The following is a 24,908-nucleotide window of genomic DNA, read 5'->3' as shown; positions in this document are numbered from 1 at the left end:
CTCCCCTCTGCGGTGTCGGTGGCCCCGAGTGTAGGGGCCCACGCCGCTCACTCGTCCTCCGGCCGCCGTTCCAGCGCGGTGACGTCCGGGGTGGGCCCCAGCAGCGTGAGTTCGTGCACCTCGTCGCGCTCGGCCTGGCCGCGCAGCTGCGGGGCGATCGCCCGGCCCAGGTGGTACCCCAGGACGACCACCAGGGTACCCAGGGCGATGCCGCCGAGCTGGAAGTCGTCGGTGATCTGCAGGGTCGTGCCGCCGATCGCGATCACCACACCCGCCGCGACCGGCACGAGGTTCAACGGATTGCCGAAGTCGACCCGGTTCTCCTTCCAGATCTTCGCGCCGAGCAGGCCGATCATCCCGTAGAGCACCACCGTGATCCCGCCCAGCACACCGCCCGGGGTTGCGGAGATCACCGCACCCAGCTTGGGGGAACACCCCAGCACGATCGCGGTCAGCGCGGCCACCACGTAGGCGGCCGTCGAGTACACCTTGGTCGCTGCCATCACGCCGATGTTCTCGGCGTACGTCGTCGTCGCCGACCCGCCGAACGAGGTGGCCAGCACGGTCCCCGCACCGTCCGCGGCGAGGGCACGGCCCATCAGACCGTCGGTCTCGGTGCGCGTGATCTCGCCGATCGCCTTGACGTGCCCCGCGTTCTCGGCGATCAGCGCGATCACGCCGGGCACCACCAGCAGTACGAACGCCAGCGAGAAGTCGGGGGCGTGGATACCCACCACGCCGGCGGCCTCGTCGGTCATCGGCGGCAGCCCGATCCACGGCGCGTCCCACACGCCCGACCAGTCCACGCGGAGGTGTTCGGTCACCTCACCGGCGGTGGCGCTGAACGACGTGATGGGCCCGGTGAGCACGTCCAGCACCCAGGACAGGACGTAGCCGAAGATCAGCGCGAGGAAGATCGCGATGCGCCCCGCGAAGCCTTTGAGCCCGACGGTCATCCCGATCAGCACGATCATCACCGACAACGCGACCCACTGGTCCTGCGGCCAGTACGTCTCCGCCACGACGGGCGCGAGGTTGAAGCCGAGCAGCATCACCACGGCGCCGGTGACGACCGGCGGCAGCACGGCCGTCACCACCCGGCCGCCCACCACGTGGACGATCAGGCCCACCACGAGCAGCGCGGCGCCGGCCACGAGCATCGCGCCGGTCACCTCGGCGCTCGTGCCGCCCTGGGCGCGGATCGCGGCGACCGCGCCGACGAACGCCACCGAGGTGCCGAGATAACTGGGGACCTGCCCCTTGACCACGGCGAGGAACAGCAGGGTGCACACGCCGGAGAACAGGATCGCCAGCTGCGGGTTGAGCCCCATGATGATGGGGAACACGAACGTCGCGCCGAACATCGACACCACGTGCTGGGCGCCGATCCCGATGGTGCGCGGCCAGCTCAGCCGCTCCATCGGGGCGACGACCCCGCCGGGCCTGATGTTCCTGCCGTCACCGTGGACCGACCACAGGCCGGTGCGCGCGGACGTCTTATCTGGCGTTGGCGTCGTCGTCCTACCGTCGTTCTTCTTCTCCGCCACGTCTCGCCCGTCACCTTTCACCGTCCGCGGACCGCCGCGCGCGGGCCGTAGGAACACTACAACGCGGTTACCGTGGGAGTATGGCTTCCTCCCACAGCGACACCGCGAGCTCGTCCCCTGACGGTTACCGCGAGCTCGTGCGGGCGCACCTGGCGCCGATGCTGGCCCGCGCAGCGCAGTCCACCCGACTGCCGTTGGTCGCGTGCGCCGACTCTGTGCTGGCCCGCGACCTACGCGCCGCCGTGGACCTGCCGTTGTTCGTGAATTCACAGATGGACGGCTACGCGGTGCGGTCGGCGGACGTGGCCGAGGCGAGCCCCGACGTGCCCGTGCGATTACGGGTGGTGGGGGCGGTACACGCCGGCCAGGAGCCGGGTTCACGGGTCGACGACGACGAGGCCTGCAAGATCATGACCGGGGCACCCCTCCCCGAGGGCGCGGACTGTGTCGTTCCCGTGGAGGACACCTCGCCGGACCCGGACGAGAGCTCGGTGGTGCTGGTGCGGGCACCTCGCGCGCGGGGCGAGTTCGTCCGGAGTCCCGGCGACGACGTCCGCGCCGGCGACGTGGTGATCCCGGCGGGCGCGCAGCTCCGGGCGCGTCACCTGGCTGCGGCGGCCTCCCTCGGGGAGTCGGCGCTGGACGTGCGGCCGCGGCCCCGGGTCGGGGTGGTGGCCACGGGTTCCGAGCTGGTCGCGCCCGGGCGGCCGCTGGGGCCGGGGCAGATCTGGGAGTCCAACTCGTTGACCCTGACGGCCGCGCTCAAGGCCTGCGGCTGCGATGTGACGGCCACGCTGACCAGCAGCGACGACCGCGACGAGTTCTCCGCCGCCCTCGATTCCGCGGTCTCCGGCGCGGACCTGGTGGTGACCGTTGGCGCGGTGTCGATGGGTGATGCCGAGGTGGTGCGGCAGGTGCTCGACGGACGCGACGGTTCGCGTTTCGCGCCGATCGCCATGCAACCCGGAGGACCGCAGGGGATCTCGACATGGCGGGACACGCCCGTCGTGTGCCTGCCGGGTAATCCTGTGAGCGCGCTGGTGTCGTTCGTGGTGCTGCTGCGACCGGTCATCCTCGAGGCGGTGGGGCGGTCGCCTGTCCAACCGGTGCGGGCCCGGCTCTCGCGCGACGTCACCTCCCCCGCAGGGAAGGTCCAGTTCCTGCGGGCGGCGCTCGGCCCTGACTTCGGTGCTGGCATCCCCGTCGTCGAGCCGGTCTCCGGTCCCGGCTCACACCTGGTCGCCTCGATGGCGCGCGCTGACGTGCTGGTGGAGATCCCCGCCGACGTGACCTCGCTGGCCGCCGGGACCGAGGTCGACGCGGTGGCGCTGTAGCCGCCGATGCCTGCGAGCAGGCGACAGATCTGAGACCAGAAGGCACGTGACCGAGCACTCCTTTTTGCATCTTGTGCAAACTTGCACAGACTGCAACTTGTGGCGCATCATCGCCTGGTGGCCACCGAAGACCCCTCCGCCGACCCGGCCCCTGCCGGCCTGCGCGAGGCGAAAAAAGCCCGCACCCGCTCCGGCCTCGCCCGCGCCGCGCTGCAGCTGGTCGCCGAGGAAGGCCTCCACGCCACGACCGTCGAGGCGATCGCCGCCCGCGCCGACGTCTCGCCACGGACGTTCTTCAACTACTTCGACTCCAAGGACGAGGCGGTCGTCCACCTCGGTGCCGATAGGTTCCGCCGACTGATGCTGCGCCTCTTCGCCGACACAACCGAGGCCACCGCGCCCGCCGCCAATCCGGTCCTGCGGATCCGCGACGTCATGTTGGACTTCCTCCGCGAGTCCGAGTCCGACCCGGACGCCTCCGCCGATGACGACCTCGTCCGGGAAGCCCTCGAGCGCGATCCCTCCCTGTTCGGGACGCTGCACACGTCGATGGCGGCGGTCGGCGCCGAGTTCGAGGCCGCCCTCACGGCGCACTACGCCTCAGTCGCCGACCGCGATCTGGCCCGCGTGGGCCTGAGCGTCGCGCTCGGCCTCACCCAGACGGCCATGCAGAGTGCCCGCGCCGGGCTCACCGACGCCCCACTCACGGAGCTGGTCGCCCACTACTTCGACCTCCTACAGACCGCATTCACCGATGAAAGGCCACTTCCTTGACCAGCACCTCCACGGCACCACCCGCGCCTGCCGGGGACGACCCGATCACCCTCACCCCGCGTTCGGTCTGGATCATCTTCGGCGCTCTCATGGCGGGAATGTTCCTCGCCTCCCTCGACCAGTCGATCCTGGGCCCGGCCCTGCCCACCATTGTCGGCGAGCTCAACGGCGTCCAGCACCAGGCGTGGATCATCACGATCTACATCCTCGCCGTGGCCATCACCATGCCTCTGTACGGCAAGTTCGGTGACCTCATCGGCCGTCGCAACCTCTTCCTGCTGGCGATCGCGATCTTCACCCTCGGGTCGATCGGCTCCGGTTCGGCCGGCTTCCTCACCGACCCGGCCACCGAAGCGGGCTTCTGGGAACTCGTCGCCTGGCGCGGCGTCCAGGGCCTGGGCGGCGGCGGCCTGATGATCCTGTCGCAGGCGATCATCGCCGACATCGTGCCCGCCTCCGAGCGAGGCAAGTACATGGGCCCGATGGGCGCGGTCTTCGGCATCTCGGCGGTGGCTGGCCCGCTGCTCGGCGGTTTCTTCACCGACACCGCCCACTGGCGGTGGTGCTTCTGGATCAACGTGCCGGTCGGCATCATCGCGTTCGCGCTGGCGTGGAGGTTCATGAAGCTGCCCACCAAGCGCAGCGCGGCCAAGGTGGACCGCCTCGGCATCCTGTTCATGGTCCTGGGCACCGCGGGCCTGGTCCTGGTCACCGACCTCGGCGGCGACCAGCTGGCCTGGGACTCGCCGGGCATGTTCGCGATGATCGCCGGAACCAGCGCCAGCATCGTCGCCCTCGTGGTGGTCGAGCGCCGCGCCGAGGAACCGATCCTGCCGCTGCACCTGTTCACCGGTCGCGTGTTCATCGTCGCCACCGCCATCGCGTTCGTGCTCGGCGTGGCGATGTTCGCGGCGATCGGCTTCATCCCGACCTTCCTGCAGATGGCCACCGGAACCTCGGCCGCGGGCTCGGGCCTGCTCATGATCCCCATGATGGTCGGCCTCATGGCCACCTCGATCGGCTCCGGTTTAGCCATCACCAAGACGGGCCGCTACCGCATCTACCCGATCGTCGGCATGGCGCTGACCACGGCCACGGTCGCGGTGATGACCCAGATGACAGGCTCGACCCCGATCTGGCAGATCATGGGCATGCTGCTGTTCTTCGGCGCCGGCCTGGGCCTGGTCATGCAGGTGATCGTGCTGGCGGTTCAGAACGCGGTCGACCCGCGCGAGGTGGGCGTGGCCACGAGCTCGAACAACTACTTCCGCGAGATCGGTGCGGCGATCGGCACCGCCTGGTTCGGTTCGCTGTTCACGGGTCGGCTGATCGACAACCTCACCGACACGGTGGCCGCCAACCCGGAGCAGGCGATCGCCTCGGGGTTGAACCCGGGCGCCGTCACGCCGGCCTTCGTGGCGAACCTCCCCGAGCCGCTGCACCAGGGGATCGTGGACTCCTATGCGGATGCGTTGGCTCCAGCGCTCTGGTTCGTGGTCCCGGTCCTCGCCGTCGCCCTTCTCTTCGCGTTCTTCCTCCCCCAGGTCACCCTCAGCACCGAGGCCGGCATGATCACGCGGGGCGAGGCCGTGTGGGATGACGGCAGGGGCCAGGTCGTCGAGATTGACGGAGAAGACGTTCCCCGGGTCGACGAGGACAACGCCACCACCGCGACCACGCCCACCCCAGGAGACCCGCCCGCCCCGGCGCACGGCTGACCCCACCCGGACACCCCCACCTCAACCGTCACCGCCGGCGACATTCCGGCTGCTGACCCTTCAGCGCGATCGGTACCCGGTCACACTGAAGGGTCGTAGGGTCGGGGATGGCCGAAGGGCCGGCCCGGCCCTTCGGCGACGAGTTCACCACCAGTCGGAGGCATACATGCCCACACGTACCACGGTCGCTCGACACATCATCGACACGCTCCACGCCTCGGGGGTCCAGCGGGTCTACGGACTTCCCGGCGACTCGCTGAACGGCGTCACGGACGCGATCCGGCAGACCGACGGCGTGGACTGGGTGATCACCCGGCACGAGGAGGCGGCCGCGTTCGCCGCCTCCGCAGAGGCCTCGCTGACGGGGAACCTCACGGTGTGCGCCGGTTCCTGTGGGCCCGGCAACCTGCACCTGATCAACGGCCTGTTCGACGCCCAGCGTTCCGGGGTCCCGGTCCTCGCGCTGGCCGCGCACATCCCGTCAGAGGAGATCGGGACGGGATATTTTCAGGAGACCCATCCACAGGAGCTGTTCCGCGAGTGCAGCGTCTATGCGGAGCACGTCTCGTCAGCCGAGCAGGCGCCGCGGCTGCTGAGGATCGCTATGCGTGCGGCCATCGAGAAGCGCGGGGTGGCCGTACTCGTCCTGCCCGGCGACGTGGCGCTCGAGGAGATCACCGCCGAGGCGGCCGCCATCCGCCCCACAGCCAGTGCGGTGGTCCCGGCAGAGGAGGATCTCGCTCGCGCCGTCCGTGCCCTCGACGGCTGCGAGGACGTCACGATCCTCGCAGGCGCCGGCTGCGCGGGCGCCCATGACGAACTGCTGGAGATCGCGGAGACGCTCAAGGCGCCGATCGTCCACGCGATGCGTGGCAAGGAATGGGTGGAGCACGACAATCCCTACGACGTGGGAATGACCGGTCTGCTCGGGTTCTCCTCGGGCTACCGCGCCATGATGGCCGCCGAGACCCTGCTGGTTCTGGGCTCCGACCTGCCGTATCAGCAGTTCTACCCGGACGCCACGGTGATCCAGGTCGACATCCGGGGCGATCGGATCGGTCGACGCACGCCTGTCGAGGTGCCGCTGGTCGGCGGTGTCGGGGAGACGATACGGGCGCTGCTCCCCAGGCTGCGCACGCACACGGGCCGCAAACATCTCGACGGTGCCACGAAGCACTACGCCAAGACGCGGCGCACGCTGGACGATCTCGCCACGCCGTCCAAGCGGACCATCCACCCGCAGTATCTGACGCGGCTGATCGACGAGGCGGCAGACGACGACGCGGTGTTCCTGCCGGACGTCGGCAGCCCTGTGATCTGGGCGGCCCGCTATCTGACGATGAACGGGCGCCGACGGATCGTCGGGTCGTTCACCCACGGGTCCATGGCCAACGCCCTGCCGCAGGCGATCGGCGCCCAGGCCGCCTCACCCGGCCGGCAGGTGATCGCGCTCGCGGGCGACGGTGGGCTCTCCATGCTGATGGGCGAGCTGCTCACGCTGGTCGAGCACGACCTGCCGGTCAAGGTGGTGGTGTTCAACAACGCCTCGTACAACTTCGTGGAGGTGGAGATGAAGGCCGACGGCTTCGTGAACTTCGGCACCGACCTGTCCAACCCCGACTTCTCGAAGGTCGCGGAGGCCTGCGGGCTCGCGGGCTTCCGGGCGGACAAGTCCAAGGATCTGGCCGGGACCGTCAAGCGGTTCCTCGCCCACGACGGGCCCGCCCTGCTCGAGGTGGAGGTGGAACGCCAGGAGCTCACGATCCCGCCGTCCATCAGCGCCGCCCAGGCCAAGGGATTCACGCTCTACTCGCTGCGCACCGTACTGTCCGGCCGCGGTGACGAGCTGGTGGACCTGGCCAAGGCGAACCTGCGGCAGTTGTTCTGAGCCCCTGCCCAGGGCCCCTCGCCGCCGCGTGGTCTCGCCGATTCACACATCCCCGGGGCGGGTCCACGTACCACCGTGGTCTGCGACCACGCGGCGGCGATGCCTACTCGGCGCTGTCGAGAGCCTGCTGCCAGAAGTCGATCTCCAGGCGGGTGGCCGTGCGGAACACGTCGGTGAGCTCGTCCAGCCGACGGTCCGACAGCCCGCCCGCAGCCAGGGCATCGAGCTGGGCGATCGCGGCGCGGGAGGCGGCGGTGAACTCCTCGCCGGAGTACTCGCTGATCCACTCGCGGTACGGGTGCTCGCCACTCTGTCCGCCGTGCTCGGCCAGACGCGGCTGCAGCCTGGCGCCGATCTCGGCGTAGCCGATCGTGCACGGGGCCAGCGCAACGCTCAGGTCGAGCAGGTCCCCGGCCATTCCCGAGTCCAGGACATAGCGGGTGTAGGCGACAGTGGCCTGCTTCTCGGGAGCGGCCTCGAGCTCGGCGCGCGGGATGCCCCAGCGCTCGGTGAGCGTCAGGTGCAGGTCGGTCTCGGCGAGAATCGCGCCGGTCGCGGCGTGCGCGGCCTTGAGGTCAGCAAGCGTGCGGCTCTTATACGTGGCCAGGGCGTTGGCGCGGGTGAACTGGACGAGGAAGTGGAAGTCCTGGACCAGGTAGTCTTGGAAGACCGGCAGCGGCAGGGTGCCGGCGCCGAGCCGCTCCACGAAGTCGTGCCGGGTGTAGGCGTCCCATTCGTCGCGGCAGCGGGTCTTCAGGGTCTCGAACAGGCTCAACTCGGGTCTCCTTCAGCGCTCGGTCGACAGGCGGGCGACGATCGCGCCGTGTGGCCGGTGCCCGGGCCCTGTCCAGGTGTAGGTCTCGATCACCTCGAAGTGTGCCATCCGCGTCACAGGCCCCGCTCCCGTAGCCGGCTCGGAGACACGCCCTCCCAGCGGGTGAACGATCGGGTGAACGTCGCGGTCTCCGAGTATCCGAGCTCGCGCGCCACCTCGGACACCGCCGCGCCCTGGGCGAGCAGTTCCAGCGCCCTGCCGTGCCGCACCTCGTCGACCAGCCGCCGGAACGACGTCCCCTCCGCGGCCAGCCTCCGCCGGAGCGTGCGCTCGTCGACGTGCAGGTCAGCGGCCAGGTCAGCCATGGACGGCCAGTCACCCCGCTCGTGCCGCAGCCGGCTACGCACCTGCCCGGCCACACCGACGCGGGCCAGCCGGGCATCCAGCACCTCCCGGCACTGCTGCTCGAACAGCCGCGCGGTGTTCTCATCCGCCTGCGGCAGCCGCTCGTCCAGGCGTGCGCGCGGGATGACCAGCCGGTTGGTCGCGCACCGGGAAACCACGGCCGCCGGCTCGAGCCGCCACGCCTCCGCCAGCAGCGCGGCGCTCGCGGGCCCGAGCGTGGTCTCGATCCCGACCAGCTGCAGGTCGATCTGCGCGCCACGAAACGCCACCGCCAGCCCGGCCAGGTCCCGTTCCACCACGAAGGCGCGCACATCGGGCGGGATCTCGTCGTCGGCGGCGACCGCGTACACGACCCCGTCGCCCTCCTCCAGCGCGAACCGCAGGTGCGTCGGCGACAGCGCGAGGTACGGGATCGCCCGCTCGAGCGCCGCGCGCACGGTGGGCCCGGCCAGCATCATGAATCCGATCACGCCGGTCCGACCGATGGTCGAATACGCCCCGATGCCGGCTCCCAGCCCGGGCAGATCCCCGAGCTCGGCCAACAGATTGCGGATCACCGCGAACTCTTGATGTGCCCAGATCTGCGCGTTCTCATCCGCGAGATCGGGCGGCTGAATTCCGGTGCCGGCGAGGCACCTCGTCGTCGTCATCCCCTGCGCCACGGCGCCTTCCACCATGATCCGCACGCCCTCCGTGCCGCGCGGCACGGCCCACACGGGCGATCCCGGCGACGACCGCGACGACGACAACGACGGCCTCACAGTCATCGCCTGAAACTACCAACCCACCCACCCGATTGTCCGAAAGTGCCAACTTCCCGACCGAAAGTGCCATTCCGCCGGCGCGGATGCGTGGCTACGGTCAGAGTCATGACCCTCGCCGGCTCCCCTGACACCGCCACCGACACCGGGCTCGCGGCCGAGCTCGGCGCCCTCTACATCCGCGCCAAGGCCGCGGTCGGCGCCGAGGACCTGGCGCACATCCGCAACGTCACCGCCTACGGCGAGGCGATCGACGCCCGCCGTCGCGAACTGCTGCGCGAGGGCGGCCCCCGCGCGGTCCGCCGCGCCACCGCACTGGAGATGGCGTACCGCCTCATGCAGTTCTCCGAACTCGGCCACAACATCATCCACGGCAGCTACGACCACCTGCCGGACTGCGGCGAGTACCACTCCGACCGCTACCACTGGGACTTCAACGTCGACACCGACCAGTGGAAGACCATGCACCACGTGGGCCACCACCCCAACACCAACATCGTCGGCAAGGACCACGACCTGGGGTACAGCCTGTTCCGCGGCAGCGCCGGCCAGGACTGGTACGGCCACCACCTCGGCCAGGTCGCGATGATCTCGACCCTGGCCGCGATGGCCCCGATCGCGGCGCCGTTCTTCCTGGCGAACATCGCGCGCAAGGTCGAGGGACACGGGCTCTTCAGCTCATACATGCTGCGGTCCCCCGCCCGGATCGCCGGCCGCGACGCCCGGCGTCGGTTCGTCGACGAGCCGTTCCGTTCGGGATGGAAGCCGCTGCAGACGCTCGCCGCGAACTACCTCGGCGGGGTGACCGGCTACATGTCGGTGCTGTTCCTGGTGTTCATCGAGCACCACGCCGGCGAGCTCGAGCTGTTCACCGACCCCGGCCCCGACGAGACCGCCGACCAGTACTACGAGCGTCAGATCCGCGCGACCCGCAACTTCCTGCCCAGCGCGCAGATGGACGACGCCCTCGCGCGGCTGCTCGAGGAGGAGGTGCCGTTCGAGAACCGGCCCGATCTGCGCATCTTCTACGGCGGGCTGGACACGCACGTCGAGCACCACCTGTTCCCCGATCTGCCGCCGTCGATGCAGCGCAAGATTGCGCCGGAGGTCCGCGAGATCGCCGCGCGCCACGGGCTGCCGTACCACGAGACGCCGCTTCTGGAGACCGTGCCGCTCATCGCCAAGACGCTCACCGGACTGTCGGTGCCGTTCGGCGAGCGCGAGTTCTCTCGGCCCCGCGACCTGCTGCGCGACCCGGCTTCGCTCGTTCGCCGCGTCGCGGCCGGGCTGCGCTACCGGCGGCTGCCCGAGTCGCCCTACCTCGACAAGCCGCAGTTCCACAACGTGCCGGCGCGGGTCGTAGCGGCCACGCCTGTCGCGGACGGGCAAGCCCTGTCGGTACGCCTGGCCCGCCCGCGCGGGTGGGAGGACGTGCGGTGGGACGCCGGCGCGTACGTGTCGGTGCGCCAGATGGTCGACGACGACGAGCTGGTCCGCCAGTACAGCCTGGTCCACGACTCGGTCGGGCAGGCCGGGCCGTCCGACCTGGAGTTCTGCGTCAAGCGCGTGGCTGACGGCCGCGTCTCCAACCGGCTGAACGACACCCTGAAGCCGGGGGCCTACGTGACCCTGGTAGGTGTGCCGCAGTCGACCGGTGACTTCGCGCTGCCGGCAGAGCCTGACACCACTCACCCGGCCCCCACCCTGCACATCGCGGGCGGCGTGGGCATCACCCCGATCATCGCGCTGCTGCGCCGCCTCGCCCGCGACGCCGGCCCCCACGTCGACGCGACGGTCCTGTACTTCAACCGCGACGAACGCTCGATCATCTTCGAGCCGCAGCTTCGCGAGCTGGCCCGCGACGCCGGGATCACGCTGCACCTGTTCACCGACGCCCCGGCCACCCGCGACGACCTTCCCACCGGACGCCTCGGCCCGGAGCTGCTGACCGAGCTGGTGCCGGACCTGGCCGAGCGCGAGACCTACGTCTGCGCCCCGGCGGCGGTGATCGACCTGGCCCGCGGGTGGCTGCGGGGGCTGGGACAGCCCGCCGAGCGCTTCCACGCCGAGTCGTTCACCGCGCCCGAGCTGGATCGGCCCGCCGACGACGGCAGCCGTTACACCGTCAGTTTCGTCCGCACCGGGACGTCTGTGGAGATCGACGGCGGCACCACACTGCTGGAGGCGGCCGGGCGCGCCGGGATCCCGGTGCCCACCGGCTGCGAGCGGGGCCTGTGCAAGGCGTGCGTCACGACCAAGCTCGCCGGCACCACCAGCGCCGAACAGCCCGGTGTGCAGCAGGAGCGGATCACGGTCTGCAACTCGCTGGCCTCCTCGGACATCGAGCTGGATCTGTAGCTCAGTCCCACTTCCCCCGCGTGTACTGCGGCGGGTACGGGGCGTCGCGCCAGTCCAGGCCCAGCTCGGCGGCGGCCCGCTGCGGCCAGGCCGGCTCGCGCAGGGCGACGCGGCCGAGGAACACCACGTCGGCGCGGCCGTCGATCAGCAGGCTCTCGGCGTACTCCGGGTCGCTGATCAGCCCCACCGCCCCGGCCAGCACCGCCCCGGACGCCCGGACCTCCTCGGTCAGCGGCACCTGGTAGCCCTGCTCGAGCGGCACGGGCGGCCGGTCGGGGGTGTTGGCGGCGGAGGAGACATCGACCAGGTCCACGCCGTGGTCGGCCAGTCGGCCCGCCAGCCAGCGGGAGTCCTCGGGCGTCCAGCCGCCCTCGACCCAGTCCGTCGCCGAGATGCGGACGAACAGCGGCTTGCCGCCCGGCCACACCTGCCGGACTGCGTCACAGACCTCGAGCAGCAATCGGGCCCGGTTGTCCCGTGAGCCGCCGTAGGCGTCGGTCCGCTCGTTGGACAGTGGCGACAGGAACTCGTGGAGGAGGTAGCCGTGGGCGGCGTGGATCTCCACCACGTCGAACCCGGCCTCGTCGGCGCGCCGGGCGGCCTCGGCGAACGCGGTGACCACCTCACGGATCCCGGCGACGTCCAGCGCCTCGGGCGTGGCCATGTCGCCGAACGGGATCGGCGACGGCGCCACGGTGGGCCAGCCACCCTCGGACACAGGCATCGACCCGAAGGGTTGCCCGGGGAACGCCTTGTAGGTCGACGCCTTGCGCCCGGCGTGCGCCAGTTGGATTCCCATCGCCGCGCCCTGGGAGTGGACGAACTCCACGATGGGCGCCCACGCGTCCCGCTGCCGGTCGTTCCACAGTCCGGCGTCCTCGGGGCTGATGCGCCCCTCCGGCACCACCGCGGACGCCTCGGTGAGGATCAGCCCGAACCCGCCCTGGGCCCGCGCGCCGAGGTGGACCAGGTGCCACGGCGTCGGCACGCCGTCGCGGTCCTCGCACGAGTACTGGCACATAGGGGACAGCCACGCCCGGTTACGGATCTCGAGGTCTCGGATGCGGATCGGTTCGAAGAGCAACGCCATTCCCGCGATTAAACCCCCACCCGTACCACCGCGCCGCCGGGCCCCGGTCCGCGGTGACCGGGCCGGGCGCTCATCGCAGCGGGTCGAACGGCCCGAGCACAGGGTCGATCCGCCCGGTGACGATCTGCTCGGCGAGCAGTCTCCCGGTGGCGGGACCGAGGACGATCCCCCACATCCCGTGGCCGCCGGCGACGTACACCCCGCGACCCGCGGTGGCGCCCACCAGCGGCAGGCCGTCGGGCGTCACGGGCCGGGAGCCGACCCACTCGTCCCGCCTGTCGTCGAGGTCCACGCCCCGGAACAGCCCGTCGACCTGAGCGAGCATCGCCCGGATCCGCCTGTCCCGGGGTGGCTCGTCGGGTCCGAGGAACTCCATCGTTCCGGCGATCCGGAGCCGCCCCTGGTACGGGGTGCACGCGATGCGTTGCGCCGGCAGATAGACGGGGTGCCGGATCGGCTCCTCGACGCCCACCGAGAACGAGTAACCCCGGCCCGCCTGGACCCGCGTCCTCACCCCGAACGGGCGGGCGAGCTGTGGCATCCAGGCGCCGGTGGCGATGACGACCGAGTCAGCGCTGAGCTGCTCCCCCGTCGCGAGGACGACCCCGGGGACGCGTCCGGGCCTCACCTCGGTGACGGCGTCCCCGGCGCGCAGCCGGGCGCCACGCGCGCGGACCGAGTCGCCGAGCGCGTTCACGAAAGGTCCCGGCTCGATGAAGCGCTGGCCGTCCATCCGGTAGGCCGTCGTCACCTTTTCCGAGAGGATCGGCGCCAGTGTCGCGGGGGCGTCGAGCCGCTCCACCTCGACCTCCATCCCGTGGCCGCGAACCCACTCGAGTTCGTCGAGGAACGCCGTCGCCGACGCGTGGTCGGTGAACCCGACCACGAAGGGACCCTCTCGCGTCCGGGCCACGACCCCACCGTCTGTCAGCTGGTCGAACGCCTCCAGAGCGAGGGCATTGATCGGGGCCAGGCCGGCCATGGCCCGATGCCAGGCCCGCATCGTCCCGTGTGCGAGGAAACGCGCCAGAAACCCCCACAGTCCGGGGTCGACCCGGAGTGGCACGTGCAGCGCGGCATCCGGGTCGAGCAAAGCCTTCAGCCCGTACGTCCACACACTCGGATCCGCCAGCGGCAGGGTCAGGGCCGGGGCGAGGTAGCCGGCGTTCCCCCACGAGGAACCCGCGGTCACCCCCTCTCGATCGACCACCGTGACCTCGACACCGTGTTCCTGCAGATGCCAGGCCGTCGACAGCCCCACCATCCCCGCACCGATGACGATCGCCGTCTCCATCTCCCCGCCTCCTCCACTGGTCACACTGCGATGCCTCCAGCATGCCCGCCGGAGGTGCTCCCCCGATCCGATCGGCCACACCCGGCGCCACGGACTAGCGTGGAGGTCATGGCAGACCCGCATCACGCCCCCTCCGGCCTCACCCACCTCGACCCGGAGGGCCGCGTGCGGATGGTCGACGTCGGCGACAAGGCCGTCACGACCCGCACCGCCACCGCCGAGGGGATCTTCCGCACGCGCCCGGACGTGGTGACGATGGTCGCCGGCGACGCGCTCGGCAAGGCGGACGTCCTGGCCACCGCGCGACTGGCCGGCATCGGGGCCGCCAAGAAGACGTCGGAGCTCATCCCGCTGTGCCACCAGATCCCGTTGAACTCGGTGAAGGTGCACTTCGACCTCGACGACGAGTCCGGCGAGATCCTCGTCCGCGCCACCGCCAAGACCACCGGCCGGACGGGCGTGGAGATGGAGGCGCTCACCGCCGTCTCGGTGGCGGGCCTGACGCTGCACGACATGGTCAAGGCGGTCGACCCGCTCGCCACCATGGACGGTGTCCGCCTCGCCGCGAAGTCCGGCGGCAAACGCGGGAACTGGCGGCGGGAAGAACACGACCCCGAGCTGAGCGGTGGGATCGCCGACGACGACGAGGGCGGCCGCTCGAACTCCGGGCCCGCGGCCCTCGAGGTCGGCCGGACCGGCGTCGTCGTCGTCTCCTCCACCGCCGCCGCCCGCGGCGACCGCACCGATACCACCGGGCCCGCCATCGAGGCCTGGCTGCGCGAGCGCGGCTTCTCGCCGGTCGAGGTGCACGTTGTGGCCGATGCGGATGTGGCCACCGCGATCACCGAGCACGTGCGCCGCTCGCCGGCGGTCCTGCTCACGACGGGCGGCACGGGGGTCGCGCCGGATGACCGCACGCCCGAGGCGACGGCGCCGCACCTGACTCTCGAGCTGCCGGGGGTCGCGGAGGCGATGCGGGCCCGCGGGCTGGCGGCGACGCCCACCGCCGCGATGAGTCGTGGTCTCGCCGGGTTCGCCGGGCGCACGTTGGTGGCGAACCTGCCCGGGTCGTCGGGCGGGGTCAGCGATGGGCTGGCGGTGCTGGACGAGTTGCTCGAGCACCTGCTGGACGTTCACGCCCACGGTGGTGGTCACTGATGTCGGCCCCGACCCCGGCCTCGGGACAGCCCTCCGGGCCGAACTCCGAGCCGCACCCCGCGCCGCTGGCCCGGATCACCGACGAGCGGATCGAGCCCCGCGAGGTCGAGCAGGCCGTGTGGAGCTCGGCGGATGGCGCGATGGTGACGTTCTCCGGGATCGTGCGTGATCACGACGCCGGTCGCGCCGATGTCGAGCACATCGAGTACTCCGCTCACCCTGTCGCGCAGGATGTGCTGGCCCGGCTCTGCGAGGAGGTGGCCCGCGAGCACAGCGGCCCCGCCGACGCCGACGGTCGGCCCGTCGATCCGCAGCGCGTGACGCGCGTGGGCGCGGTGCACCGGGTGGGCGTGTTGACGGTGGGTGAGGTCGCGGTGGTCGCGGTGGCGGTGGCGCCTCATCGGGCGGAGGCGTTCGCGGCGTGTTCGGACCTCATCGAGCGCCTCAAGCACGAGGTGCCGATCTGGAAACGCCAGCGCTTCTCCGACGGCTTGTCGGAGTGGGTGGGCGTCGGCGACTGCTGAGTAGCCCCGGCGCCGCGGCGTGTCAGGCGGGGCGGGTGTGGGGGCCGTGTCTGGGGTGGCCTGGTGGGTTGATGAGGGTGCCGTCGTCGGCGATGATGCGGTCGGCGAAGGCGGCCCATTCGCGTTCTCGGATGGCGTCGCGGGCCCGCGCCAGGGGGCCCCGCGGTCTGGTGCGGTGCTCATGCCCGGTGTCGGTGCGGATGATCAACTCGCCCAGCGGCCCGGTTCGGTAGGTGTTGGTGCCGAACGTCTTCTCCCGGTGATGCTTGCGGCACAAGCACACCAGGTTCCACTCCAGGGTCGGCCCACCCAGTTCCGGATCACCCTTGTTGAACGCGATCACATGATCGACGTCGCAGTCCTTGGCTGGCACCGAACACCCCGGGTGCCGACACGTGCCGTCGCGGAGCCGGATCCGCTCGGCCATCGCCGGGGTGATCATGTACCGCAGCGCGTGCTCGGGGCTGTCCAGCGCGCCCGGCGCGGGGTCGATGAGCTCGAACCGCACACTGGCCTCATCGCCCTCCAGCAACTCCGTGCACAACCACTCGAAACTGCTGTAGGTGCCGTGGACGAACTCCACCCGGTTCGGCAGGCCCCGCACCGCCGAGGCGATCACACTGATCCGGATCGGCACCCCCGCCCGCGCCGCGTTCCCCAACGACGGCCGCGGCAGATCCGCCCCCGCACGCACCTGCCCGAGCTCGATCCCACACTCCTCCGCCGCCGCCGCCGCAGCCGCAGCGTCGGCGGTGTCGGTCGCGGCGGCGTCGGTGGTGGCGGTATCGCCGGCGGCGGTGTCGGGCGGGTAGACCGCCAGCGCGGCCAGAGCGTCCGCGCGCAGCTGATCGATCGGCCGGTCCAACCCGTCCGCGGCCGCCACCGCGGCATCGGTATCGATCCGCCGGCGCAGCAACTCCGCATCAGCGGCGGTGAGTTTGGCCCACATCGTGGCCATCCCGTCACGCCCACCGCGGAACCGGACCCGGCGGGTCTGCGCGGCCGCCTCGGCCGCCTCGGCCGCCCCGGCCGGATCGCACCGCTCCACCGCCTCATCGATCGCCGCATCCACCGCCGACCGGCTCGGCCGATCCCCACCCTCGAGATCGCCGGTGAACCGGGCCAGGAGCTCGTCCTCCACGTCGGACACGATCGCATCGGGCACCTCGGCCAGACGGCACGCGATATCGACCGCCATCTGCTCCGGCATCACCCCCCGCGCCACCACCGACGCAAGGCGGGACAGACGGGTGTGGATCTGCACGCCCGCGGTGACCAGCCGCTCGGCATGCCAACACGTCAACTGACACGCCGCCACCAGATGATCACGCGCCCGCGCCGCCGGCGCCAACCGCGCATACCCCGGCCGACCCGACCCCGCAGGCCCCTGCTCGTCCTCGGTCTGCGCCGCGCGGGTGAACTGCGCGACCAGCACATACGCAGCCTCCAACCGCGTCGCACCAGCTCGGTTCTGCGCCAGCGTCGCCGCGCGAGCCGCCTCACTGACCGCCGCCATGTCCAACGCGCCCAGACCCTCAGGGACCGCGAACAACGTCCTCGCCGTCGTCACCAACCCCACCCCCTCGCCGAGCGCCACACCGAACAATGACCACCAATGTCGAACTATAGTTCGATCATACCGGCGCCACACCGAGCGCACAAGGGTTCGAACAAAACCGGACGGCGCGTCGCGCGGCGGGCCGTGACCGCCGCGTCAGGCCAGGCGGGTACCGACCCACTCCGCCAGCACGCGGGCGCAGGCGTCGACGCCCTCGACCCACGTGGTCCCGGCGGATTCGTCGGCGGAGTCCGAGACGTGCTTGACCAACCGGGTGGGCACGCCGAGCATCGCCCCCGCCGCGGCGACCGCGTACCCCTCCATGTCCACCAGGTCGGCGATACCCGCCAGTCGGTCGCGCACCGGCCCGCCGGCGACGAAGCGGTCGCCGGTGGCGAGCACCGGCGCAACCGTGCCACCCGGCGCCGAGGGCTCGGGCGCCTGCTCCGGAGTCACGGCACGGATCGCCGACAGGGCGAGCGGCGGACCGTCGTGACGACCGGTGACCGCGTGCAGCGCGGGGTCGTCGAAGTCGTGCTGGAACACCGTCGCGACCTCGTGTGTGCCCTCCATCCCCGGGTGCAGACCGCCGGCCGTGCCGACGTTGACCAACTCGCGCGGCCGGGCGCCGCCACCGAGGGCGTGCGCGACGGCCACGGCCGCGCGGACCTTGCCCACCCCGGTGACGAGGACGGGGAAGTCGGTGACGAAGTGCCGGGCCTCCTGCTCCAGGGCCACGACGACGAGCGGATGGGCAGGGTCCACGGTCCCGATGAGTTCCACGGCCATACCGTATCCGCGTCTGCGGTGGCGGGTGGCCCGGCGGCGCCTACGGTGGGACACGTCACCACCGCGGCCGGGGCCGCACAGGGCGCCCCGGCACACCAGCGAAGAGGTCGTCCACGATGTCCGTCCACGCCGCCCGCACCCCTCGCCCCACCCGCGCCACTCACCCCGCCCGGGCACGCCACGCCCGCGCGCTGCTCGCACTCCCTGCCGCCGCGCTGCTCGCCGCGGCCGGATGCACCTCCGGGTCCGACGACCAGGCCGCCGAGCAGACCCCCGCCGAGCAGACCGTCACCGTCACCGAGCAGTCCTCCGCGCCGACCGTCCCCGAGCAGGATCGAGCCGCCGGTGACGCCACCGCCGCACCAGGGCTCGTCGACTGCTCCGGCGAACGCACCGGTGAGGACATCACCGGCGACGTCCGGGTCCTCGACGGGCAGACGTGCATCCTGCGCGACCTGTCGGTCAACGGGGACGTCGACGTGCTCGGTGGCGGTCGCCTCGAGGCTTTCAACATCCGCGTCACCGAGGACATCGACGCCGAGGGCCACATCGCCGTGCTCGTCACCGGCGGCGAGGTGACCGGCTCCGTCGAACTCGAGTATGGGCGCGAAGCCACCCTGGAGAACGTCCGGATCGGCGGCGACGTCGAATCGGAGGAGAACTCCGGCGCGCAGCGCTTCGAGGGCAACACGATCGGCGGGGACCTCGAGTGCGAGGCGAACGACCCGGCCCCGACGGGCGGAGGCAACCAGGTCGCCGGCGAGCGCCAGGGGCAGTGCGCGACCCTGTGACCGGCCGTCCGGCGGGACCGGCGGCCCGGGCGCCGACCGTCAGGCGCCGGGCGGGTCCCACCACCGGCGCTCCCGTGAGCCCAGCGGCAGCCGGGCCACCACCTCGTGTCGGGCGCGGCCGCGGGGGCCCTCGCCGAGGAACGAGTCGACGAGGGCGATCTCGGAGACCTCCCACTCGCTACTGGTGAAGGTGTCGAGCACGCGGAGCCACGCGGTGGCGTCATCGCGGCCCCCGAGCCTGGCCAGCGTGAGGTGCGGCCGGAACCGCGCCCCGTCCGGGACGCACCCGGCGGCGTTGGCGGCCGACCGGGCGCCCGCGGCGAGCGCGTTGAGCGGCCGCCCCTCCGGCTGATCCACGCCCGCCCACAGGACCTTGGCCCGCTCGACCGACGGGAAGGCCCCGGCCCCCGCCAGGCGCACGCGGAACGGCTCGTGCTTGCGGGCGACCGCCTCCAGCCGCTCGGTGAGGTCGTCGAGGCGCCAGTCGTCGACATCGGGGCAGAACGTCAGCGTGAGGTGCCACTGCGAGGGACTCGTCCACGCCAACCCGGGCCGCGGCTCGAGGAACGTCTCGAGCTGGTCGCGAACCTCCTCCGGCGGCATGACCGCCACGAACATCCGGTGACCCATCACCCCACAGTGGACCAGCCGCCCGCGCACCACAACCCCGCGAGCCACAACCCCAGCGCCGCGGCGACCACCGTGACGACCATCGTGCCCACCCCGTAGACCAGCGCGGTACCGAACCGCCGCTCGCGGGCCAGGCGGACGGTGTCATAACTGGCGGTGGAGAACGTCGTGTACCCGCCGAGCACCCCGGTCCCGAGGAGGACCACCGGGAGGGAGCCGTCCACGAGCAGGCCGGTGAGCAGCCCTAGCGCGAGCGACCCGGACACGTTGACCAGGAACGTCCCCAGCGGGAACCGACCCCGCCAGCGGGCGGCCACCACGCGGTCGAGCGCGTACCTCGCCGCGGCGCCCACCCCGCCGCCGAGCGCGACCCACAACATCGTCACGACGGCGTCCCCCGGCGCGCCACCGCGGCCAGCACCATCCCGAGCGTGGTGGCGACAGCGCCCAGCACGAGCGTCACCACGCAGTAGGCCAGCGCCGCCGGCCCGTCGCCGGCGCGGGTCAGCGTCGCGGCCTGCAGCGCGATGAGGGAGTACGTGGTGAACCCGCCGCAGACGCCGGTGCCGAGGAGCAGTCGCGCGCGTTGTCGTCGTCGTCCCTCATCGTGGTTCCGGCCGCCCCCGTCCTCACCGCCCTCCAGGGCGGTGAGCAGCGCGCCCAACAGGAACGCACCGAGGACGTTGATGGTGAGGGTCGCGGCGAGCGTCGGCGCGATCGCCTCCGTCACGGCGACGCGCGCGGACGTCCCGATCGCGCCGCCGAGCGCGACCCACGCCACCGCGGCAGGGACCCTCACGCCGACGGCCCGCTCACGCGGACAGCCCGGCCTCCAGGGCGGCGTCGAGGCCGTCGCGGTCGCCGGTGACCTCCAGGCCCGCGGCGCCCGCGCGCACGCGCCCCCACAGCAGCAGGGCGAGAGTCTCCGGCGGGCCGGCCACCTCGACCTCCCCGCCGTCCGGGGGCCCCGGCAGTTCCCACTCGAGAGCACCCAACGAGCCCGCACCGACCGGCTCGGCGCCCGCCGCGAGGCCGCCCGCCGCCACACCGTCCGAGGCGGCGTGGGGCACGGCACGCAGGCGGATCGTCAGCGGCAGCGCGGGCACGCGGCCGGAGAAGTGCGGGCGCATCACCGTGCAGAACTCGTCGATGCCGTCGACGGCCACGTCCTCCGACACGGGCGTCGTCGCGGCCGCGCCGTGCAGCGCGGCCTCGACGCCCCAGCGGTGGATCGTGGTCTCGTGCAGCTGGCGTCGCAGCCAGAAGTCGGCGCGGCCAGCGCCGGAGAAGGTCCAGGCGGGCGCGTCGGGGGCGGCGTCGGTGAGGGTCCGGAGCATCTCATCGGCGATCCGCGCGTACCAGTCGGCGAGCGCATCCGCGCCGTCCGCGGCCGGCGGCGCCGAGCGCTGCACCGCGCTCATACCGCGGCTCCGGGCGTCGGGCGTCGCGTCGCGGACGGTCTGACCCGCCCACCAGTTGACGGTGCCCAGGTGCGCGACGAGATCGCGGACGGTCCAGTCGGGGCACGAGGGCACGGCGGCGGTGACGTCCGCAGCACCCGAACCCGAGCCACCCGACCCCGAGCCACCCGACCCGTCCCCCGCCAGCGCGAACCGCACCAGCCCGACCTGCGCCTCGAGCGCGTCGAGCATCCTGGCGTGGCTCAGGCCGCCGGTCATACCCGCCTCGCCCTCTCCGAGCCGCCGAGCGAACCGCGGTCCTGTGAGTCACCGCCCGGCCCGCGCCGCGTGAAGTCGATCTGCCGCCCCGCGTTGGACACGGCCACGACGGTGCCGGTCGCGAACACGCCGTCGCGGTCGAACAGCGAGGCCGTGCCCACCGCGACGCCCTCGGCGCTGATGTGCTCGTCGGCCTCGATCCCCAGGTCACGCGACCGCGGCAGCCGTGCCAGCGCGACGGTGAGGTCGGCGTTGATGAAGCCGATCCCCTCGTCGCCCCAGTGGGTCATGAGGCTCGTCGACTCGGCCAGCGTCACCGCGCGCTGGAACGGCGTGGAGTCCTCGCCGGTGATGGTGTCGAGCGGCTGCTGCCAGAAGCGTTTGCGCTGGTCGTTCTGGTGCGAGCCCATATCGCGGTCCCACGTGACGGGGTCCTCACCGCTGCCGAAGAAGACGTTCGAGCCCGGCTTGTCGGGCTCGTCCGCGGCCCCCGTCGGGGGCTCGACGACCCGCCCCGACCGCCAGATCCGGCCCGGCGGCTGCTCCCCGCGGCGCAGCTGGACGAGCGTGGCGCGGGCGACGGCCTTGTCACCCTGCGTCAGTTCGACGTCGGCCACGCGGATGCGGTTCCCGGCACGAATCTCCTCGGTGCGCGCGACGAGCGGCTCGTTGCGGACCGGGGCGAACAGGTCCACGGTCAGGCGCGCCGGCTGGAAGCCGTCGGCGCCGTGCTCGAGCTCCAGGGCGCGCGCGGCCGCCGCCACCACGGCCGGGCCGTTGACCATGCTGTCCGACCAGGCGCTGCGCGCGAAGATCGTGGGGATGTAGGCGCCCGAGTCGTCGAGGGTGAAGAACGCGCGCTCGCTCATCGGGCCGCGCCGTCCGTGCCGGTGGCGCCGAGCGTGCGCGTCGTCCCCGCCGAGCCGCCCGCCCACGACCGCAGGATCGCCGCGAGCTGCGTCTCGAAGTACTGCTCGGCGCTGGGCGAGGACCGCCACACGCTGAGCTCCAGCGACACCACGCCGTGCAGCGACGCCCAGATGGCGGTCGCGGCCTCGTGCACGTCGGCGGCCCGGAAGACGCCCTCGTCGACCGCCGCGTCCACCACCTCGAGCAGCGGCTCGCGCCACAGCGGCTCGTCGGGGTCACCGGCACCGCGCTCGGTCCCGGCCCGCGGCGACCGCGCGGGCTCGCCCACGACGAGGCCGTAGAGCCCCTGGTTCTCGAGCGCCCACAGGCGGTAGGCGCGGCACAGGGACCGGACGTCGCCTTCGACGCTGTCGTGCCGCAGGGCGTCGCGCAGGGCGGCGGCGAGCTGGCTGTCGGCCTCGTGCGCGACCGCGGCGAGCAGTCCGGCCTTGCCGCCGAACATCGTGTAGATCGCCGTGGTGGAGGTGCCCTGGGAGGCGGCCAGGGGCCGCAGTCCGAGCGTCTCCGGGGGCGCGTCGCGGAGCCGCCTGGTGGCCTCGTCGAGGATCCCCCGGCGCAGCGAGTCGTCGTACTGGGCGTGGGTGGAGGCACGCGTCGAGGAAGGGGTCACCCCGGCAGGGTACGACGACGACGACGAGTTCACCGTCATACCGGCGTGGCGTGTCGGCGGGACACCGTGATACGGGCGTCGCGACAGTGCCGTCACGCCGGCTCCGCACCTGCTGAGACAGTGTTACCCGCCCGTCTGCCGGGGCGGCCTAGGCTGGGTCCATGACCACCCTGAGCCGTCATGGCAGCGTCTACGTCCTGCGCTTCTCGGAGCTGATGGACACTGAGCCGACCACCACCGAGCCGACAGCCGAGCCCGGCAATCCCGAGAACGTCTTCTCGCCGGACCTCCTCGACTCGCTCGACGCCGCGCTCGACGAGGTCGAGGCCTCCGAGGGCCCGGCCGCGCTGGTCACCACGGGCGCCGGTCGGTTCTACTCCAACGGGCTCGATCTGGGGGTCGTCGCCTCGGACCCCGCGGGGCTGCCCGCGTACGTGACGCGGGTGCAGCGGCTGTTCGCCCGGGTGCTGCGGCTGGAGCTGCCGACCGTCGCGGCGGTCAACGGTCACGCGTTCGGCGCCGGGGCGATGCTCGCGGTGAGCCACGATCACCGGGTGATGCGGTCTGACCGCGGCTACTGGAACCTTCCCGAGGCGAGGCTGGGGATGCCGTTCCCGGCGGGCATGAACGCGCTCGTGACGACCCGCCTCGGTCACCCGGTGGCGTCCACCGCGATGCTCACCGCCCGCCGCTACCCCGCCGCCGAGGCCGTCTCGGCCGGGATCGCGCACGAGGCCGTCGACGCCGAGTCGGTCCTCGACCGGGCCGTCGCCGTGGCCGCGGAACTGGCCTCGCTGCGCGGGCCGAATTACTCGGGCATCCGCGCCGGTCTCGTCGCGGGGATACTGCCCCATCTGGACGCGCCGGTCGAGCGACTCTGAGCCGCCGGGATGGAATACGCCGCGAACTGACCGGCCGCGGCGTGAATCACGCAAGAGGAAAAGGACCTCAGCCCCCATCAACGGAGCCCATCGCCCGCCCGTCCGGGCGGCCGCGCTCTGCCCACGGCGATCAGTTGGCCGCAGCGTACGCGTCCATGATGTCGGCGGGAATTCGGCCGCGGTCGGAGACCTCATATCCGTTGTTCCGCGCCCATTCACGAATGGCCTTGGTCTCCCCCGACGAGGACGTCTTGCTCGCCGTCCGGCGTGCCGGCTTGGCCTTGGTCGATGTCACGCGGTGGCCGTTCTCGACGTACGGCGCCATGACCTCACGGAACTTCTCGGCGTTCTCATCACTGAGGTCGATCGTGTATTCCTTGCCGTCGAACGCGAACGAAATGGAATTGGCCTCTGTGCCGAGATCCGTTCCGTCGAGGTCGTCGATGTACTGAACCTGGAACTGTTGTGCCATGCGCTTCTTCTCCCTGCTCCGGCTATCCGTCTTTCGAGGACATTATGCACAAACAATTCACAGTCCGCACACACTACTTTTGAAAACGTTCGATGGAAATGTTTGCAACGCTGACGTTTTAAGTCGATTCACAGGTGTTGGGCGTGTAAGTCGTCGTGACTTTAGCGACCGATTGCCGCGGAATTCTCGCGATATCTCCGCACGATCAGATCGATGATCTCCGGGTGCGCACCCAATGGCGCGGAGGTGATATCCCCGCCCGCGGCGGCCAGTCGATCGGCGAAGAATCCCGGAGCGAGCAGGTGCGTCGCCACGGCGATCCGACGGTGTCCGTCAGCGCGCAGTCGCGTGACCTCCTCGGTGACCGTCGGACTCGCCGCGGACGCGAAACCGGCGGTCACGGGCGTGCGGAGCAGCTCGGCGAGGCGCGCGGCCAGCGCGCGTGTCTCCGCGACCGACGACGCGTCGCTGCTGCCGGCCGCGCCGAGGACGACCGCGTCGGCGCCGAACGCCCCCGTCGCGCCGGCCTCGGCGAGCCGCTGCACGAGCGCCCGGACGAGCTCGGGCTCGGCGCCCAGGTGCGGTGTCTGCACGACGGGGCCGGGCGCCTCGCGGCACGCCTGCCCGACGTCGTGGACGACGTGGAACCCGCGCGCGAGGAAGGCGGGGACCACGACCGTCGGCACGCCGTCCGCGAGGATCTTCCCGGGCCCCGGCTCCTGGACGTCCACCCAGGCGAGTCGGCAGTCCACCCCGACGAGCTGCTTGCGCGCCTCGAGCAGGATCCGGCCCAGCACCCGGCGGCCGGCGGCGGACCGGGTCCCGTGCGCGACCAACAGCAGGCGGGGGCCGGCCGGACCGGACAGGGCTGTCATGTCATCGAGCATGCCGCAATCGGGGTGCGCCGCCGCATCGGCTCGGCGAAACTGGGGGGATGAACAG

The 24,908-nt window shown here is 71.9% G+C and carries 24 protein-coding genes; 9 read left to right on the top strand and 15 right to left on the bottom strand.

Annotated features, from left to right (window positions below):
* Positions 1–47: 47 nt before the first annotated feature.
* Positions 48–1,421: a uracil-xanthine permease family protein gene (locus C3V38_RS07230; protein WP_254426146.1), complete on the bottom strand. Its 1,374-nt coding sequence runs from the start codon at positions 1,419–1,421 to the stop codon at positions 48–50.
* Positions 1,422–1,627: 206 nt separating this feature from the next.
* Between C3V38_RS07230 and glp the strand changes: the two genes are divergently transcribed.
* The 4 genes from glp to poxB all read left to right on the top strand — a co-directional run bounded on the left by glp (position 1,628) and on the right by poxB (position 7,261).
* On the top strand, positions 1,628–2,881 hold the full coding sequence (gene glp / locus C3V38_RS07225) for a gephyrin-like molybdotransferase Glp (protein ID WP_165001079.1): 1,254 nt from the start codon (positions 1,628–1,630) through the stop codon (positions 2,879–2,881).
* Between the two features lie 117 nt (positions 2,882–2,998).
* Positions 2,999–3,655: a TetR/AcrR family transcriptional regulator gene (locus C3V38_RS07220; RefSeq protein ID WP_106385399.1), complete on the top strand. Its 657-nt coding sequence runs from the start codon at positions 2,999–3,001 to the stop codon at positions 3,653–3,655.
* On the top strand, positions 3,652–5,373 hold the full coding sequence (locus C3V38_RS07215) for an MDR family MFS transporter (RefSeq protein ID WP_254426109.1): 1,722 nt from the start codon (positions 3,652–3,654) through the stop codon (positions 5,371–5,373). Before C3V38_RS07220 ends, C3V38_RS07215 begins: the two co-directional genes overlap by 4 nt.
* Before the next feature lie 166 nt (positions 5,374–5,539).
* A complete protein-coding gene (gene poxB, locus C3V38_RS07210) occupies positions 5,540–7,261 on the top strand; it encodes a ubiquinone-dependent pyruvate dehydrogenase (protein WP_106385398.1) in 1,722 nt (573 codons plus the stop codon).
* A 103-nt stretch (positions 7,262–7,364) separates the two neighbouring features.
* Here poxB and C3V38_RS07205 read toward each other — a convergent pair whose 3' ends face one another.
* Positions 7,365–8,036: a TenA family protein gene (locus tag C3V38_RS07205; protein WP_106385397.1), complete on the bottom strand. Its 672-nt coding sequence runs from the start codon at positions 8,034–8,036 to the stop codon at positions 7,365–7,367.
* Positions 8,037–8,149: 113 nt separating this feature from the next.
* A complete protein-coding gene (locus tag C3V38_RS07195; RefSeq protein WP_254426108.1) occupies positions 8,150–9,091 on the bottom strand; it encodes an AraC family transcriptional regulator in 942 nt (313 codons plus the stop codon).
* Between the two features lie 219 nt (positions 9,092–9,310).
* Here C3V38_RS07195 and C3V38_RS07190 point away from each other — a divergent pair, with 219 nt between their 5' ends.
* A complete protein-coding gene (locus C3V38_RS07190; protein ID WP_106385396.1) occupies positions 9,311–11,560 on the top strand; it encodes a fatty acid desaturase in 2,250 nt (749 codons plus the stop codon).
* Between the two features lies 1 nt (position 11,561).
* On the opposite strand, the gene C3V38_RS07185 is transcribed toward C3V38_RS07190, so the two are convergent.
* Both C3V38_RS07185 and C3V38_RS07180 read right to left on the bottom strand, forming a co-directional pair.
* Entirely contained in the window at positions 11,562–12,650 is a 1,089-nt protein-coding gene (locus tag C3V38_RS07185) for an NADH:flavin oxidoreductase/NADH oxidase (protein ID WP_106385395.1), read from the bottom strand.
* A 70-nt stretch (positions 12,651–12,720) separates the two neighbouring features.
* Complete coding sequence (locus tag C3V38_RS07180) at positions 12,721–13,944, bottom strand: FAD-binding oxidoreductase (RefSeq protein ID WP_106385394.1); 1,224 nt, start codon at positions 13,942–13,944, stop codon at positions 12,721–12,723.
* A 108-nt stretch (positions 13,945–14,052) separates the two neighbouring features.
* Here C3V38_RS07180 and moaCB point away from each other — a divergent pair, with 108 nt between their 5' ends.
* Positions 14,053–15,102 (top strand): bifunctional molybdenum cofactor biosynthesis protein MoaC/MoaB, encoded by a 1,050-nt coding sequence (moaCB, locus tag C3V38_RS07175; protein WP_106386392.1) that lies wholly within the window; start codon positions 14,053–14,055, stop codon positions 15,100–15,102.
* Positions 15,102–15,626 carry a molybdenum cofactor biosynthesis protein MoaE gene (locus C3V38_RS07170; protein WP_254426107.1) on the top strand — a complete coding sequence of 175 codons (525 nt, stop codon included), beginning with the start codon at positions 15,102–15,104 and terminating at the stop codon, positions 15,624–15,626. The genes moaCB and C3V38_RS07170 overlap by 1 nt, the downstream gene beginning before the upstream one ends.
* Before the next feature lie 22 nt (positions 15,627–15,648).
* Here C3V38_RS07170 and C3V38_RS07165 read toward each other — a convergent pair whose 3' ends face one another.
* Positions 15,649–17,196, bottom strand: coding sequence for an HNH endonuclease signature motif containing protein (locus C3V38_RS07165; RefSeq protein ID WP_254426106.1), 1,548 nt, complete (start codon positions 17,194–17,196; stop codon positions 15,649–15,651).
* A gap of 144 nt (positions 17,197–17,340) precedes the next feature.
* Positions 17,341–17,973: a nucleosidase gene (locus C3V38_RS07160; protein ID WP_061229951.1), complete on the bottom strand. Its 633-nt coding sequence runs from the start codon at positions 17,971–17,973 to the stop codon at positions 17,341–17,343.
* A 116-nt stretch (positions 17,974–18,089) separates the two neighbouring features.
* On the opposite strand from C3V38_RS07160, the gene C3V38_RS07155 reads away from it, so the two are divergent.
* A complete protein-coding gene (locus C3V38_RS07155) occupies positions 18,090–18,764 on the top strand; it encodes a hypothetical protein (RefSeq protein WP_061917535.1) in 675 nt (224 codons plus the stop codon).
* A 39-nt stretch (positions 18,765–18,803) separates the two neighbouring features.
* Here the strand turns inward: C3V38_RS07155 and thpR are convergent, their stop codons facing one another.
* From thpR to C3V38_RS07125, 6 genes are read right to left on the bottom strand one after another with little or no spacing between them, the layout of a single operon-like run.
* Positions 18,804–19,394 (bottom strand): RNA 2',3'-cyclic phosphodiesterase, encoded by a 591-nt coding sequence (gene thpR, locus C3V38_RS07150; protein ID WP_061917532.1) that lies wholly within the window; start codon positions 19,392–19,394, stop codon positions 18,804–18,806.
* Positions 19,394–19,774, bottom strand: a complete 381-nt coding sequence (crcB, locus tag C3V38_RS07145; RefSeq protein WP_061917549.1) for a fluoride efflux transporter CrcB — start codon at positions 19,772–19,774, stop codon at positions 19,394–19,396. The genes thpR and crcB overlap by 1 nt, the downstream gene beginning before the upstream one ends.
* A gap of 2 nt (positions 19,775–19,776) precedes the next feature.
* Positions 19,777–20,193, bottom strand: a complete 417-nt coding sequence (locus C3V38_RS07140; protein ID WP_061917529.1) for a CrcB family protein — start codon at positions 20,191–20,193, stop codon at positions 19,777–19,779.
* Positions 20,194–20,206: 13 nt separating this feature from the next.
* Positions 20,207–21,073 (bottom strand): maleylpyruvate isomerase N-terminal domain-containing protein, encoded by an 867-nt coding sequence (locus C3V38_RS07135; protein ID WP_061917526.1) that lies wholly within the window; start codon positions 21,071–21,073, stop codon positions 20,207–20,209.
* Positions 21,070–21,942 (bottom strand): acyl-CoA thioesterase domain-containing protein, encoded by an 873-nt coding sequence (locus C3V38_RS07130; RefSeq protein WP_106386390.1) that lies wholly within the window; start codon positions 21,940–21,942, stop codon positions 21,070–21,072. Before C3V38_RS07130 ends, C3V38_RS07135 begins: the two co-directional genes overlap by 4 nt.
* Positions 21,939–22,613, bottom strand: coding sequence for a TetR/AcrR family transcriptional regulator (locus C3V38_RS07125; RefSeq protein WP_243699685.1), 675 nt, complete (start codon positions 22,611–22,613; stop codon positions 21,939–21,941). Before C3V38_RS07125 ends, C3V38_RS07130 begins: the two co-directional genes overlap by 4 nt.
* Positions 22,614–22,774: 161 nt before the next feature.
* Here C3V38_RS07125 and C3V38_RS07120 point away from each other — a divergent pair, with 161 nt between their 5' ends.
* Complete coding sequence (locus C3V38_RS07120; RefSeq protein WP_083324508.1) at positions 22,775–23,494, top strand: enoyl-CoA hydratase/isomerase family protein; 720 nt, start codon at positions 22,775–22,777, stop codon at positions 23,492–23,494.
* Positions 23,495–23,624: 130 nt separating this feature from the next.
* Here the strand turns inward: C3V38_RS07120 and C3V38_RS07115 are convergent, their stop codons facing one another.
* Complete coding sequence (locus C3V38_RS07115) at positions 23,625–23,966, bottom strand: Lsr2 family protein (RefSeq protein WP_061229945.1); 342 nt, start codon at positions 23,964–23,966, stop codon at positions 23,625–23,627.
* Between the two features lie 161 nt (positions 23,967–24,127).
* A complete protein-coding gene (locus tag C3V38_RS07110) occupies positions 24,128–24,841 on the bottom strand; it encodes a sirohydrochlorin chelatase (protein ID WP_232303188.1) in 714 nt (237 codons plus the stop codon).
* Between the last annotated feature and the right edge of the window lie 67 nt (positions 24,842–24,908).

Source organism: Dietzia sp. oral taxon 368 (genome assembly GCF_002999155.1).
Lineage (GTDB): Bacteria > Actinomycetota > Actinomycetes > Mycobacteriales > Mycobacteriaceae > Dietzia > Dietzia cinnamea.
The sequence above is the reverse complement of the archived record's forward strand: the minus strand, read 5'-3'. Positions and strand labels throughout refer to the sequence as shown.